Below are 13,776 nucleotides of genomic sequence, written 5' to 3' on the forward strand. Positions count from 1 at the left end.
TGCCTTCTGTGGGTTGCTCAATTAAAGGTCTGTGGGTTCGGTGGAATACTGGACGCTGTAGGTAAGCCGCACCTCGCCCAGCGGGTGATCTTGATCGAGCGCAAACTGGGTTTGGCTGAGTAGGAATAAGTCACAGGTGCTGCCCAAAGTGGAATCCTGCAATGTGCTCTCAATATCTACAGCTGCCTGATCCAGTGCGACATAAATGTCTCCGCTGCTCTTCACCACAGCGGCAATAGTGAGATCTAATTGCCGACTGGTGCCGCCGTCCATTTGGTGGTCGATCGGTTCATTCGCAAAGCCCACAATAATCGCCGGTAACTTTTCCGGGCAGATACTCTCTGTGGTACCGGCCGGGGGGAAGTTGTAGCAGGATAGAGTTTTTAGCTTACTTAGTACCGCATCGCGGATGGTGATGCGTTGGGTCATTGGGATGGCTCCAGGAATTTCGGGCATAAAAAAACCCGCTGGTGCGGGTTTGAAAAAACTACTGTGGTTTTAACTAGCTATCTTTTTGATATCGACGATTCAAATAGCTATGTAAAGAAAATTAAAATTTACTCTTTCACACAACCGTTAAGACTCGCATTCTCTACCTTTTCGCCTTTCTTACCATCAGTAATATCGTAGATGGAGACGAGGCAAAAATGACGAACTGGAAATATATCCGCTTCATAGTGTTTATTACTCTCTAGGCTCATAGCCTCAGTGCCTCTACAGATTGTTCTACCTGATTTATTCACATGAAGCACAATACTTTTGTTAGCTTGAACATATACATTTTCGCTATCCAAATAGCTTTCAGCCCTTACAGTTCTAAAGTTGACAGCACAACCTTTCTCGTTTAGCTCACCTAGCTTGTATAAAGTATTGTCATCTTTTGGCAATTTCAATTTAGTCAAATTACTATTTTGAAGTGGCTTATACGTTACAAGGACAGAATTACAACCCACAACGGAGAGTGAAATTATAATAAGGAAAAATTTTTTCATATCTACAGAAAGTTACCACTTTTAAAACTTGAACACACAACGCCCGCCGCAAAGGCGAGCAACTTGTTGCGAGTCGAGCACACATAAGGAAGCTTCTTTATAACATTTTAAGAGGAGCACATAAAACACAATTTATAGTCACGTGTTAAATGCCGACGAGCCACCGTGCCCCGACCTCAAAAGCCCCGAAAGTTACTATCCAATATGAAGATACAAACGAGACCAATACTACCGTCAATGCCACCTTAATCTGGCTATACTTCCAGCGCTCTCGGACGCCGAAGAAGATTAATATACCTAAGGTAACAAGCATCATTGGCTCGTAGAAATACCTAATCGGAGCGTTGAATGGATAAAGAAATAACCCATAGATTAACCGACCCAGGCCTGGCGGAAATATTGCTACTAAACTTAGCAGCATACAAAGCATGTGCTTTTTTGGGGATTTTCGATACACAAAGCCGGAAACCAAGAAAAATACGAATAGAGGTATTAGGAATAGATCAACCCAATACACATATTGAAAAATAATCCCTTTCTGAACAGCTAATTCTATAGTACTTAAATATAGCCTTGACGAAGTGATAATAAAAATGACTGCTACACCAAGGGAGGACCAACCCAAATACTTGTGAATCAGGGAACTTCCTCTATTTATCAAATATGACTGAATACATAGCAGTGAAATCCAAAGAAATGCAACCAGTCCATGAATATGGTGCAAAGACGATAACGTCTCGTAAGCCATAAAATAACTTGGAGCAAACCCAAGAACAATTACAGTAGATAGGCTACAAACCCAAGCAAAGAGAACTTTAGAATTCAAGTATTTGCCCTCATGATACTTATCGCACAAAGCAAGCGCGCATTTATACATCGCTTTGCCTTTGCTTGCTATGTGAGCTTTTTGAGAGGAAACTAAATATTAATACTGAACCCATATAATTGATTATGCTAGCCCATATGATACCAATTTCACCATCCACTTTATCAGAACAATTCTCGAAGCAGCCATCATATGAAAATGAGAACAATGCAGAACAGGCAGCAACTGTGATACCCAAATAAATACCGACGAAGAAGCGCGCCAGTTTAGATACTGCTGATAGCCCCTCCAATCTAATAGGAGCTAGAAATGCGGATAACAGCAGCGCTACCAAAGAAGGGTAATATAGATACGAAATTAAACTGTCTAGAAATTCCATGCTCATTTGGCCCTCACTCTCATATAACGCCTCAATAATGGGCCGGAGCACGCAGTGCGGAGATCCAGCCCCAACGGGGTGACATTGATTGATTTGTTAGGGTCTTTCTGGGAGTAGGTACATTTCACGAACAAGGACCTCCGTTGCTTGAGCTGTTGTATACGGCGAACTCTCGCACCTTACTACGCCCTCAATTCTTGGGGCACCAGCCATTGTTACAAATGGCAGAAAGAATGTTTCCGCATCCGTGACCATGTAATGATGCTCGCCATCCTGATAAATCATTTTCTCAAACTTGCCGCCACAGAGCCCCGCTGCTTTGGACTCCCAGTCTAGCTTTACCTTTTTAGAGTTTTCAAAGACTCTGCCAGCTGCGACTTCCCTAACATAGAACAACCCATCATCGATTCTGATGTGATGATTATTGTGGCCATCAAACTCATTTGTGCTCGCACACCCTGAAAGCAGAAGAATTATGACGATAGTACTTGCTCGAATCATTGTGAACCTTAACGCCGCCGGCAGGGGCAGCTTACCTTGTGCACGTGTTGCACGAAAATGGGAGCATAGCGACCCGCGCACCACGTGCACAAGGTAAGCTGCCCCGCGGAGGGCCGAAGGCCCGAAGCATCTTGCCCGGCATTGTTATACGTTGGGCCTGATACTCAGACTAAAAATCGTATCAACCTCTTCTCTAAACTCCGGAATTCCAAAGTAGACAACTACGACTATTAGGGATACCGAAATGAACGCGCCAAGCAAAGAAAACCAATAGTAGCGAAGGAATGGTTTTCCTTTCTCTGTTAAAAAATTACCTGAAAATAGAAACAATCCAGCTGCTCGGATGAACCAACTATTACTACATTCTTCATTCAGTAAACGAAACAAAATCACAAAGTTGGAGATGAGATACACCAGAAATGCGCTGCTTAAAATTGTCAATAGTACGTTTGTAATCATACTCTACGTATAACGCTCGCATTTGTGGCTGGTTTGGAGCGCAGCGGAAAACCAGTCCGACAACATGTACTTGTTAGGTGGTTCACTCAAGTGTAAGGTCATTTGATTTACCGAAAGCACCACATAGACAACATCCTTCCGGATACCAAAATACTTGCAAGAATGGAATATGCCCTTCAATCTTTTTTAGCTCGAAAGTAGAAACATACTCAGTACCTTTTTCTTTTAAATGAACTCTTTTTGAATATTCACCGAATCTGTGCTCAGAATTAGCCGGATAGTACTCTACAGTTGCTTCAGCTCCGTAATTTAAACCCTCAGCACTCATAGAAATAGTCGTCTGAAACGTATTCGATGCAACTTTTTCTACCTTGATGAGCTTATCAAACTCAGGCCCCATTTTAGGGGCAGTACAGGCGAACGCCAAACTAGAAGCAAATAGAAATACAAGACTGATAAGAACTTGATTCATAGTTATTCACCTAACGCACAAAGTAGGACGTCCCGCGGAGGCCCGAAGGGCCGTAGCAAACTACCTGTGATTGTTATGCAGTGGCAGCACTGAGCAGGAGATAGAACAGGGTATCTACCGCTACTACTACAAGCAAAACCAGTAAGCCATAAAGTGCCGACTGCTTCCATGAAAGCTCGAACTGAAGCCGCAACATGAGTGTTGGCACGATAAAGTACAGCGCTACCAGGGCGACCAGAAATTGCTGATTAATTCCAGCTATGCCCGTACCAATTGTTGCCAGAAAAATCAGCAATTCAGGAACAAGAACAAAGGCAATAGAGGTAAACCCATCTAAGCCACGATCTTTACCCCGCTCAAATAACTTCAATAGGCCGAAAACAATACCGCTGGCCAATAATGCTTGAATCATTTTTTTCCTCGATTACTGATTTTACTGCATAACAGTTAATTCAAAAGAAGCTTCTTTATATCACCCTGCTATATAATTCTTGGCCCCACCTTCCTGAAAAACGAAATAAAGCCTATTAAATCAATAGGTTAGCTTAAATTGGCACAAGTTTACAAAAATAGATATAAAGCAGCGTCTTTATATCTCTGTATTTTCGCTGCTTTATATCACTTTGGGAACCCTATATATTTCAATTAGTTACCCATTTTCACCCAGAAATAGAAGAAGCTGCTGCTGATCTTTGTCACCAAATGCACAAGTGTGTATTTTTCAACCGTCCATCTGCACCCTCCGCACGATGCCATCATCTTCCAGCAGCTACGCACCTTGTGTTCCACACTGTTAAAGCTGATTAAGGCATCCGGGCTGTGAGACCCAACCTCACTAATCAGCAGGCTGAACTCATCACGCGGCGTTCGCACCCGATCATCAGCAAAGTCATCAATACTCTTATCGGGTATCAAGCGGCACTCTATAGGCTCAGCGCCGCTACCATCGTCATAGGTAGCGGGCTTACCCCATTTACGAAACGCCCGCTCTGCGGCTCTTTGGTCCAGGTCCATAAATCACCTAGGCCTTCACTGTGCCAGGTGCTTCGGTGAACTTCACCGCTAAGCTAGTAGTTCCATTTCTGGCTGGCTCTGCGACAGGGGGTAATCGAGTAGAGTTCACCGTAAATAGAATTTGTCGCACTTATCAAGCTCCTCCTCAAGATTCAGAAGCTGATATAGAAATGAGAAAGAATATGAAGAGTACCCGCATTTTAAATATCCTTGATGCCTAACACCGTGAAATACGGCGGACTAAGCGTGGCGTGCGCCGTCCGGTAGCGCGCTGTAGAGATGGAACGAGCATCATCAACTTGTTAATTTTTGTGCAGAGACAAAAATTGTTTCAGAATCAAACCTACCAATTCTGGTGACTCCTGATGAGAAGCGTGCTCCGTAAATGGAATATTGGCAAAACTGGCATCAGGTATTTTTGCCTTCAGCGCAACAGCCTCATCTAATGAGAAAAGGAAATCATTGTCACCTCGAATAATTAAGGTCGGACACTTTATTCTTTCGACCAGGCCCCATGGATAACCGGCCCCTGTAGTATCAAGCCACACTTTTTTTACTGATTCTACAAGGCTCTTGAAATCCGGGTTGGGATTGGAGGCATTATAGGACTCCACATCTACAGGAAAGCTTTCACTCCAAAACTCAGCAGTCAGGCCACCCAGGGCCTCGATAGATGGGTCATTAGCCTCCAATCGCCATTGCGAACCAAGTGTGACTAAGCAAACAACATTTTTTGATTGTTGCGCCGCCAACCGGTAGCCCACAATTCCGCCATCACTAAAACCAAATATTGAATACCGTTTAACGCCTAAATGAGAAAGCACTTCTTGGATATCTCTTTCATATTGAGCATAACTCAACGAGGGCCCTGCTAATGGTGACCTTCCATGACCACGAAGATCGATACTAATCAAATGAAAGTCCGGAGCAATATATTCATGCAAAGGAGCTAGGTCTTTCCCCGAACCTAAGCCTCCATGCAACATTAGTAGCGGCTCACCATTTGGATTACCAGATAGTTCGTAAAAAATTGGTGATCCACAGATTTCTATGTAACCACTTTTTTCAATCATCAAAACTCTCCAACTATATATCAATCTTTGACCTGCTAAGCCCTCTTAGCAACTAATGGCCGATGAAATGCAAAATACTTTTGCCTGCCTCTCGACCGATTATTAAATAGAACTTCCTCCATAATCTGGGAGGCTTCAATTTCTCTTTCAATTATTTCACCAATACACTCCACTCTTCATTCTTGGGTTTATAACATTCCCACACGAACATAAAATCAAATCTGTCACCGTACCTAAGCAATCTTGCAGGAATTCCTTTAAGGTGCCTATGAATTTCTACTGCTACCGTTTTGGCCCATTCTTGTTCTTTCACTTTCTCTCCTGTGACTTAACAGTGAGTTCAAGAGAAATTCTTTATATCACCCTGTTTTATATCAGTTTGGGGCCCTATAAATATCAATAGATCACTGATTTTCACCGATAAGAAGAAGCGCCTTTTGATCTTTGTTATTAAAAGCACGACTGTATATTTTTTACTCCACGCCAGTCTCCCTTAATATCCCCAAAACCAAAGATCTCTGGGTTTCAACTATCCACCTGTACCCGCCATATAACTCCATCATCCGGCAACCGCTTGCGCACTGTATAATCCACACCACCAAGGGTAATTAGAGTTGTAGCCACCACTTCATTTACCAGTAGACCCAACTCGATGCGCTGCAAACAAGAGGTTTTCCGCCGCCTCCATCACTACTGGAAGTTGACCTCCCCCATCAATGGTTGCAAAACCTACTTATTATTACCCTGGGTATTCATTATTGCTTCAAACAGCTTTACTCTTCTTTGCCACTGAAGACTATTCACACCAAGACTCTTAGCATACATATCTTTTGCCTTTAGATGGAACCCCATCGCTTCATCCATTTTGTTTTTGCGTGCAAGCATACGAGCAATTCCTGCTAAGTCAGCAGCTATAAACGAAAGTCGCGCATCTTCAATTTTTAATTTTCTCTCTAAGGAACTCCTATACAACAATTCCGAACGCTCATAATTCTCCAACAATTCCTCAGTTCTTGCCAGGTTACTTTCTATTAAAACTATATCACCATCATCCGATTGCTCTTTCGTACTCAAAATTTCGTAGGCTTGAGTTAATAAAACTCTGGCTTCATCAGACTTATTATTTAGATTCTTTGCGGACGCCAAATTATTCATCTGTATAGCAAGCCAATCAGGACTAACTGACGAGCCCTCCCTCATTTCATTTAATACTTTTTGATGGTAGTTTTCAGCCAGCACGAATTCCCCATAATTTTGGTGCTTTGCAGCAACTTTAATTGTATTTAGATATGCTCTTTGGGAAGGAACCTGGGAACAACCAACCATTAATACTGATACAACCAGGAAAACCTGAAAAATTTCATGAGGAGCACCTAAATTTTATATTTATTTGTATTTCTAGATTTTCTCCTAAATTAATCAGAATAAAAAAGCTTTATTATTTGACCCATTAAGTTAAATAAAAAAATTGGTTGATGAGCAGTTTAAATTCTTTCCTTTATACACTTTATGTGACTATGTCGATTTATACAATTATTTAACCTACCACCTGCACCCGCCTCACAATCCCATCATCCTCCAATAAAGTACTCACCTGGTACTCTTTACCAGCGTGGTAAATCAGATCCCCCACGCTATGGGTCCCAACCTCACCGACCAGTAACGGGGTATCCGCACACGTCCCTCATCCTCGAACTCGTCAATCTCCTGCTCAAAAATCACCTTGCAATCAATAGGTTCAGCACCGCTACCGTCTGTATAGGTAGCGGGCTTACCCCATTTACGAAATGCGCGCTCTGTGGCTCTTTGGTCCAGGTCCATAAATCACCTAGACTTTCACGGTGCCCGGCACCCCGGTAAACTTGACTGCTAGGCTGGTAACGCCATCACCGGCAGCCTCTGCGGCAAAGGCGGTGGGGCCGGTGATATCGCCGGTTGCGGCTGTTGCGGCGCTGTTATTAAAGGCTGCTACGGATACATCCCAGGTGAGGGTTTCCCCATGCCTGATCTCTGCGGCGGATACCTTGGGCACTATAAAAACGCCTTCAATAGCGATCACACCAGATGCGCCCACGGCGATATCATCCATCGCCACACCCAGTACTGCGCCTACTGCTAGCACCTGGCCAGAGGTAATTACCGCGCTAGTGCTATTGGTGTAATCCAGCATGCGCCCGTCTTGTACAAAATTAGTAGCCATTCTCTTTCTCTCAATTGAGTAAATTACTGAAAGCAAAAAGGCCGCTATGTGCAGCCCTTTTCGGATTTTTTAAGGTTTGGTTCGGTTTGAACTGGGTATTAGTTCTTGGGTGTTTTCACCATGCCTTTTGCGTCCCAAGCTTTGGCTGCGGCATCGAGGCGTACTTTGAACTCCACCCCGTCGGTACTCCAGCCGTTTTGCTGTTCCAGCACTGGAGCTTGCTGGCCGTCCAGGTAAAGCACTTCGATAGTGTCGTGCGCTACCGGATCGGCATTGAGGTACCAACCATTGTGTCCGCTAAGGCGACCATCGGAGATCACACTGGCAATATTGCGCACGCTGTTGGGCACAGTGTTGGACTTCTCAGCAGCACCCACTTCAAACCCTGACTCCAGGGCAACCTTTGCAGCACCCTCGTCGGCGATATCACACAATAGGAATTTGGGGCGAATATTCAGGAAGGCGGTGCCGTCCTTCTGCTTGCCCATCAAAACTCGTGCGGCGTCGATGCTGGCGGTGTTGATACCAGACTTGGTGGCGAGGTTGCCATGATCGGCATGGAACAGGGCTTTGCCATCGGCCATTTGTGGGTTGTTGAGCAGGATACTAAACACCAGGTCTCCAACGGTGCGTACGGCGGCGAGGCCCAATTTTTTGTGGGATACGGGTGAAGGCTCCGAGGTCGTCATTAATAATTGCTTGACAGTTAATGGAGAACATTTCCCCGTAGGTGGCCAGTGCGGCTGTTTCGGCACGCTCTCCGATACTCACATATTTAAATTCTGCCCCGGGGGCCACTTGACGTAGAGAGGGGAAGGTACCGAGGTCGGTGCGGGTAGCGATCTTGAAGTCACTGAGGTTGCCGGTGGCGGTAAACTGCGGGAAGACTTCTGCCGCTTCCGAGTAACCTTTCAGCATGGATTTATTGGCGATATTGCCGAGGACCGTGGCGAAGTCTCCAGAGCCGTGGGTAAAGGCGGCGGCGACGATGCCCATCTTATCCAGGCCCGATAAATTTTGGCCGTGGGCCTGCATCAGGATGCGGGCGATTTCCATCATTGTATAGCCGGTCAGCTCGTTGCCTTCGCTACGTTTTTCACCGAGGGCGCGCATGGCAATGGCATTCTCGGCATCAGCCTTCATGCGCTTGATGCCTTCGCCTTCCTGCACCACCAGGCTGTAGCTTTGCACGGGGGTTGGAGTTTGACTGCCGAGCGCAGTGAGCAACTGATCTTTGGCTTTCTCAGCGGTGCAGTCCATATCATCCAGGCAGGATTGCATTAGGGTGCTGTGTGCTTCGAAGCCCTTAAAAACGGCTTTGATATCGTCTTTGCGTTTTTTCTCATCGGCTACAAATTGTGCTCTGGCATCGGCGGCAATCTGGGCTTTCATTTCCGGGGTGACCTCAATCGCAGCGGTTGCAGCTGGCGTGGTGGAGGTGGTTGTGGTCATGGCTTGCGTCTCCTTGGTTTTGGGTGGGTTGTCTGCAACCGCAGGCGGGAATCTAAATTCAGTGGGCCCCTGAATAACCAATGCACTAATGGCTTGAGGGGTATTTTTGAACTGGTTTAAGTGATCAGCCCTGAAGCTTGCAGCCATTTCCACTGCTGCTGTGGTATCGGTAGCAAAGCCGGCTTCCACGGCCTCGGCGCCGGTATACCAGGTCTCGTCATCCATCACTTGGCTGATTGCCTCATCCGACATGCCGGTGCGCGAGGAGTACAGGCTTTTCATGGTGGTTTTCACTTTTGCCAGCAGGCTCTTGGTTTTTTCCAGGGCACGCTCGCCACCACGAACACCTGCACTGGGGTTATGCACCATGTAATAGGCGTTCTCGGCAATATGGACGGTATCCCCGGCCAGAGCGATCACACTGCCCATACTGGCTGCAATGCCTTCAATCCAGGTTTCCACCTCGGCTTTGTGATCTTTCAGCAGGTTGTATATGGCGGTACAGTCGAACAAATCCCCACCGGGGCAGTTAATGTGCAGATTGATCTTGCTGACACCCCCGAGTGCTTTGAGATCTCGGGCAAAATCTTTTGTGGTCAACTCCCAGTAGCCGATGGAGTCGTACAGATAGATATCGGCTTCCGTGTTATTTGCGGCAGCGGTAATGCTGTACCAAGATTTTTTGGGCATCGCTGCCTCCTATTCAGGTTCAGATTGAGATTCAGGCTCAGGCTCAGCTTGTTGTGGGGGAACAGCGGTGCGTTTGGTTGGGGTGGTGATCTTGTTTTCTCGCAGCTTTCTTTGCCAGGCAGCGGTCTGCTTAATCACATCGTCAGGCTTCTTGCCGCGCCGACGAGTGGTCTGCTGTGGGCTGGCCAGAACATTTTCCAGTAGGGTTTCATCGGCGCTGGCCTCATGGGCTGGATTAATCCAGGGCATGACCGGGGTAATAAAATCGACGTGCATCAGGGTTGCGGGGTCCACATCAGCGGACACTTGAAAGGCGTCTGCTAAGATCCATTTGCACCCAGCGCCTGGTGACCGGCTCTACAATCTCCTCACAGAATTCCAGGCTGAGGGTTTCGTAGTTTGTCCATTGCCCTACCAATTCCTGGCGCTGAGAACTGTAGGTGCCGTTGTAGTTTTTGCTAATGCTGCTAAAGCTGGCCATGGTGCCGGCAGCAGTCATACGGTGCATGGTTTCTAAAATACACAGCATATGAATACAAGAACTCTTCAATCAAGCAAAACTCCTGACCAAACAGCTTTCATTACTCATGCAATCATATAGTGACTGTAGGTTACCGGCTCTCGGTGGCCCTTTAAGAACTCCTGCCAGTCATCAGCTGACTGAGACTCTGCATCTAACCAGGTCAATATATGGTCTGCCCCTAAAAAGATTGGGCTTCGATCATGCCCGACAGCCTTAACTTCAGGTGCTGGGTCATCAGTAATCAAGGTACATGAAAAGTAACCAACCTCACCGCCCAAAGATTCCCAGTAGTCCCAAAGGATAGGTGCCCACATCAAGTCTTTCCCCTTTGGCGTAAACTGGACTTGAGCCTTACTACCCTTGTGTTCGACCCACTCAAAGAAGCTAGTGAACGGCAATATTCCATGTTGGTGACCTATCAGAGGCCGCCAAGTTTTTGCTTCAAGCAATTTATCTAGTCGAGCATTATAAAGGCTGTATTTTGTTGCCAGATCCCAAACTGAGTTAGACGGGCGTATCGAGTAACGTAGCGGACGCAACCAATTCTTACCCCCATCGCTCACAATGCCTGGAGCAAAGTACCGCGGGTATACACGCTGACCAGGCCCTGCTAGCCGGAATTGACTCACCCGGGGTTGCCCCTGTAGTCCCAGCACATGTTTAACTTCATCCTTACTGGAGGACTTTTCCCACTCTTGATCTAAACTCAGCTGCTCCCACGACAATCCATCATTCTGGAAATTAATTGGTAATTCCGAAAGCAATCTATTGCTGGGCACAGCAAAGGAGTAACACATGAGAGCCCTCTACGCTGCAAGATTCAAGCTGGGTTTGAAAATCTAGCAACAATGATAGCAGGCGTTTAAATCAGTTATTCTTCCAGGAGTGCCATAATCTTGGCTGATTCTTCCTGTGAGAACTTCAGCCCATACTTCTCCACTATTGCCACTCCCCCCTCGCTACTAACAGCTTCAACATAAGAGCCGTCTATTTTTTGCTCCTACATCCTATCTATTGATCTCTCAATACTGCATTTCGAGCTTTTAAAGTATTGTTTTGCGCGCCAATAGATATGATGGCACTCTAATACATCAACACCCAAATAGGCATTTAGACTTAAAAATTTGTCGTCTATAAAATCTACCAAGGAGTACGTAATGGAAAACAAAACTGATAACAGGCGCCGATTCATCAAGAGAGCTCTTGGGGCTGGGGCTGCAAGTGCATTAGCAACAACTGCCTTACATGCCGGGACAACCTCTACTCCAAATTCCTATCTCTCGGATGGAAGTGGTGCGTCCTCAAGAGATCTTGGTGGAAAACTCAACGACTTTGTTTCAGTCAAGGATTTTGGTGCCAAGGGAGATCACTACACAGACGATACAGCTAGCATCGAAAATGCCTTAAATTACATTAGCAGTGTTGTTAATGCCTCCGAAGGTGGAACTCTATATTTCCCAAAGGGCGTATATACAATTAGCCGACCACTCGTGATTCCTAATAAGACTCATATCGTCGGGGAAGGCATATCTTCAGTTATTCGTGCACATGAGCAAAATTTTAGTGGGGACTGCATACTTAGATTAGGTTCGGTAAATGGAAATGCATTTGACACACAAATAAGTAACCTGCGCATTCATCAAAACAAGGCTTCTGTTGGAAAGTCTATCGTCTATTCAAATGCTATGAATCAGCAGTGCGGTTTATTTAATGTACTACTGGATGGTTTAGAGAATGTGGACGGTATAGTTTTTGATGGGGAAAACAGTGGGAGTGGAGGTCCGTCAATAGTAGAAGTACGCTCTGTAAACATACAAGCTATAAGTAATATAACCAATGGAATTCATTCTGCAGTAGGTGGAATGATATTAAAAGTGTCACATGTCACCATTGAAGCAGCTAATGAAAATTCTATTACTCGAGGAATATATATGGAGCGTGATATCTTATCTGGTGACACACTACATTTCGAAGGGTGTAGCAATGGAATAGTTATCGGGACTAAATCTTTAGGAGGAAAAGGCAGTGTCATAACTGGCAGCCGAACAACAGGTACTCTAGTAGCTATTACATCAACGTTTGAACGCGGCGGGATTGTTTTGGAGTGTTTAGAGCATTCAAGTTTAGTAGCAAATGGCCTCATAACTTTACAAAATAATCAAAATGGAGATCAAATTGTTGATCAATTTGTAACCTCTTACACATACACGGCAACTTAGTCTAACTACAGGAAATTATCTTGGGCGCTCAGCGAACAAGAGTAATGAGTGACTGAAGGCCCCTCCCCTTCGGCAAAGCTATAGAGGGGCCAAAAAGGGTTAATCATTGATAAATACTTAATGGTATCCTTGATGTGCTTAGGGGGTCAGGATATACAGGAAATGGCGGGCGCCAGGGTGGCACCCTAAAGGATTGGTAGAAGCTGGGGGTACGGCTTATTCGTTCAAGAGTGCCAGAATCCGGGCTAATTTCTGTTCTGAGAACTTCAGCCCATACTTCTCAACTATCGCCGTGAAGCGCTGCACATAGATAGCCTGGACGGGCTCATAGGGTGGCAGCCACTCATCCTGGCCTTTGTCTCCCTTGCTTTGGTTTCGGCCATCATCGACCAACCATAGATTCTCAGGGTCTTCTGCAAATTGACGCTTCAGCTTAACGGTCCAACTGGCACCACTGTGCTCATGCGCCCAAGACAACGACACGATGTGCTCAACATCAAGGTCAGGAGCCATGCTGAAGAACTGAGCGGTGTAAGGATCCAGCCATAGGCCAGTATCGACCGTACAGCGCTTGTCATTGGTAAAAGTAACCGGAGCTAGAGAGAACTGAACTAGCAGCTCATGACGGGTGCTCTGGCAGTCGCCGTCAGAGTCAGACCAGCCTGGTAGTCACTCATGGTGGTCGTAGTCGCTACTACTGTTAGCCTCAACCTCGAGGCAGCCAGATAAAACGGCAGAAAAGACGATCGGTAGAATCAGGCGCATGACACCCCCTCTCTATTATTTTGAAGGATCGTACAAAAAGCCAACTATTGGGACAAATACAACCTGTCACAGCAATAACGCCGCGCTCACCAGCGGAGGCGCATAGGCGCCGGAGTCAGGTGCAGCGTATTGTTATCCCTTTTTACCTGAAACATGGTTTTGAATTTGGTCAGCAATGCTAATGTAAACTGACTTTAGCTGATTTGGGTCC

Annotated in this window: 19 protein-coding genes; 2 read left to right on the forward strand and 17 right to left on the reverse strand. The window is 45.8% G+C overall.

The window, feature by feature from the left end:
- Nucleotides 1–21: 21 nt before the first annotated feature.
- Together gpU and ABWV76_RS15205 are read right to left on the reverse strand one after the other, a co-directional pair.
- Nucleotides 22–429: a phage tail terminator protein gene (gpU, locus tag ABWV76_RS15200; protein WP_353376475.1), complete on the reverse strand. Its 408-nt coding sequence runs from the start codon at nucleotides 427–429 to the stop codon at nucleotides 22–24.
- 128 nt (nucleotides 430–557) lie between these two features.
- A complete protein-coding gene (locus tag ABWV76_RS15205; RefSeq protein ID WP_353376476.1) occupies nucleotides 558–992 on the reverse strand; it encodes a hypothetical protein in 435 nt (144 codons plus the stop codon).
- A gap of 348 nt (nucleotides 993–1,340) precedes the next feature.
- Here ABWV76_RS15205 and ABWV76_RS15210 point away from each other — a divergent pair, with 348 nt between their 5' ends.
- Entirely contained in the window at nucleotides 1,341–1,523 is a 183-nt protein-coding gene (locus ABWV76_RS15210; protein WP_353376477.1) for a hypothetical protein, read from the forward strand.
- A gap of 770 nt (nucleotides 1,524–2,293) precedes the next feature.
- Here ABWV76_RS15210 and ABWV76_RS15215 read toward each other — a convergent pair.
- From ABWV76_RS15215 to ABWV76_RS15280, 14 genes are all read right to left on the reverse strand, one after another.
- Nucleotides 2,294–2,698: a hypothetical protein gene (locus tag ABWV76_RS15215; protein WP_020411294.1), complete on the reverse strand. Its 405-nt coding sequence runs from the start codon at nucleotides 2,696–2,698 to the stop codon at nucleotides 2,294–2,296.
- A gap of 541 nt (nucleotides 2,699–3,239) precedes the next feature.
- Nucleotides 3,240–3,629, reverse strand: coding sequence for a hypothetical protein (locus ABWV76_RS15220; RefSeq protein ID WP_353376478.1), 390 nt, complete (start codon nucleotides 3,627–3,629; stop codon nucleotides 3,240–3,242).
- Nucleotides 3,630–3,702: 73 nt separating this feature from the next.
- The gene (locus ABWV76_RS15225; protein ID WP_020411296.1) at nucleotides 3,703–4,041 is read right to left on the reverse strand and encodes a hypothetical protein; all 339 of its coding nucleotides are present in this window, start codon (nucleotides 4,039–4,041) and stop codon (nucleotides 3,703–3,705) included.
- Between the two features lie 233 nt (nucleotides 4,042–4,274).
- Entirely contained in the window at nucleotides 4,275–4,643 is a 369-nt protein-coding gene (locus ABWV76_RS15230; protein ID WP_353376479.1) for a hypothetical protein, read from the reverse strand.
- 302 nt (nucleotides 4,644–4,945) lie between these two features.
- A complete protein-coding gene (locus ABWV76_RS15235) occupies nucleotides 4,946–5,716 on the reverse strand; it encodes an alpha/beta fold hydrolase (RefSeq protein ID WP_353376480.1) in 771 nt (256 codons plus the stop codon).
- A 525-nt stretch (nucleotides 5,717–6,241) separates the two neighbouring features.
- Entirely contained in the window at nucleotides 6,242–6,379 is a 138-nt protein-coding gene (locus tag ABWV76_RS15240) for a hypothetical protein (RefSeq protein WP_020411301.1), read from the reverse strand.
- A 66-nt stretch (nucleotides 6,380–6,445) separates the two neighbouring features.
- Entirely contained in the window at nucleotides 6,446–6,955 is a 510-nt protein-coding gene (locus ABWV76_RS15245; RefSeq protein ID WP_353376481.1) for a tetratricopeptide repeat protein, read from the reverse strand.
- Between the two features lie 381 nt (nucleotides 6,956–7,336).
- Nucleotides 7,337–7,537 (reverse strand): hypothetical protein, encoded by a 201-nt coding sequence (locus ABWV76_RS15250; protein WP_353376482.1) that lies wholly within the window; start codon nucleotides 7,535–7,537, stop codon nucleotides 7,337–7,339.
- Between the two features lie 7 nt (nucleotides 7,538–7,544).
- Complete coding sequence (locus ABWV76_RS15255; RefSeq protein WP_353376483.1) at nucleotides 7,545–7,916, reverse strand: capsid cement protein; 372 nt, start codon at nucleotides 7,914–7,916, stop codon at nucleotides 7,545–7,547.
- Nucleotides 7,917–8,014: 98 nt separating this feature from the next.
- Complete coding sequence (locus tag ABWV76_RS15260; RefSeq protein WP_353376484.1) at nucleotides 8,015–8,530, reverse strand: phage major capsid protein; 516 nt, start codon at nucleotides 8,528–8,530, stop codon at nucleotides 8,015–8,017.
- Nucleotides 8,523–10,058 carry a head maturation protease, ClpP-related gene (locus tag ABWV76_RS15265; protein ID WP_353376485.1) on the reverse strand — a complete coding sequence of 512 codons (1,536 nt, stop codon included), beginning with the start codon at nucleotides 10,056–10,058 and terminating at the stop codon, nucleotides 8,523–8,525. Before ABWV76_RS15265 ends, ABWV76_RS15260 begins: the two co-directional genes overlap by 8 nt.
- Before the next feature lie 9 nt (nucleotides 10,059–10,067).
- Nucleotides 10,068–10,364 carry a hypothetical protein gene (locus ABWV76_RS15270; protein WP_353376486.1) on the reverse strand — a complete coding sequence of 99 codons (297 nt, stop codon included), beginning with the start codon at nucleotides 10,362–10,364 and terminating at the stop codon, nucleotides 10,068–10,070.
- The gene (locus ABWV76_RS15275) at nucleotides 10,354–10,608 is read right to left on the reverse strand and encodes a hypothetical protein (protein ID WP_353376487.1); all 255 of its coding nucleotides are present in this window, start codon (nucleotides 10,606–10,608) and stop codon (nucleotides 10,354–10,356) included. Before ABWV76_RS15275 ends, ABWV76_RS15270 begins: the two co-directional genes overlap by 11 nt.
- 35 nt (nucleotides 10,609–10,643) lie before the next feature.
- Entirely contained in the window at nucleotides 10,644–11,378 is a 735-nt protein-coding gene (locus tag ABWV76_RS15280) for an SOS response-associated peptidase family protein (protein ID WP_353376488.1), read from the reverse strand.
- Between the two features lie 360 nt (nucleotides 11,379–11,738).
- Between ABWV76_RS15280 and ABWV76_RS15285 the strand changes: the two genes are divergently transcribed.
- A complete protein-coding gene (locus tag ABWV76_RS15285; RefSeq protein WP_353376489.1) occupies nucleotides 11,739–12,800 on the forward strand; it encodes a glycosyl hydrolase family 28-related protein in 1,062 nt (353 codons plus the stop codon).
- 216 nt (nucleotides 12,801–13,016) lie between these two features.
- Here ABWV76_RS15285 and ABWV76_RS15290 read toward each other — a convergent pair whose 3' ends face one another.
- Complete coding sequence (locus ABWV76_RS15290) at nucleotides 13,017–13,313, reverse strand: GmrSD restriction endonuclease domain-containing protein (RefSeq protein WP_353376490.1); 297 nt, start codon at nucleotides 13,311–13,313, stop codon at nucleotides 13,017–13,019.
- Nucleotides 13,314–13,776 lie beyond the last annotated feature (463 nt).

Source organism: Microbulbifer sp. NBRC 101763 (genome assembly GCF_040371615.1).
Lineage (GTDB): Bacteria > Pseudomonadota > Gammaproteobacteria > Pseudomonadales > Cellvibrionaceae > Microbulbifer > Microbulbifer variabilis.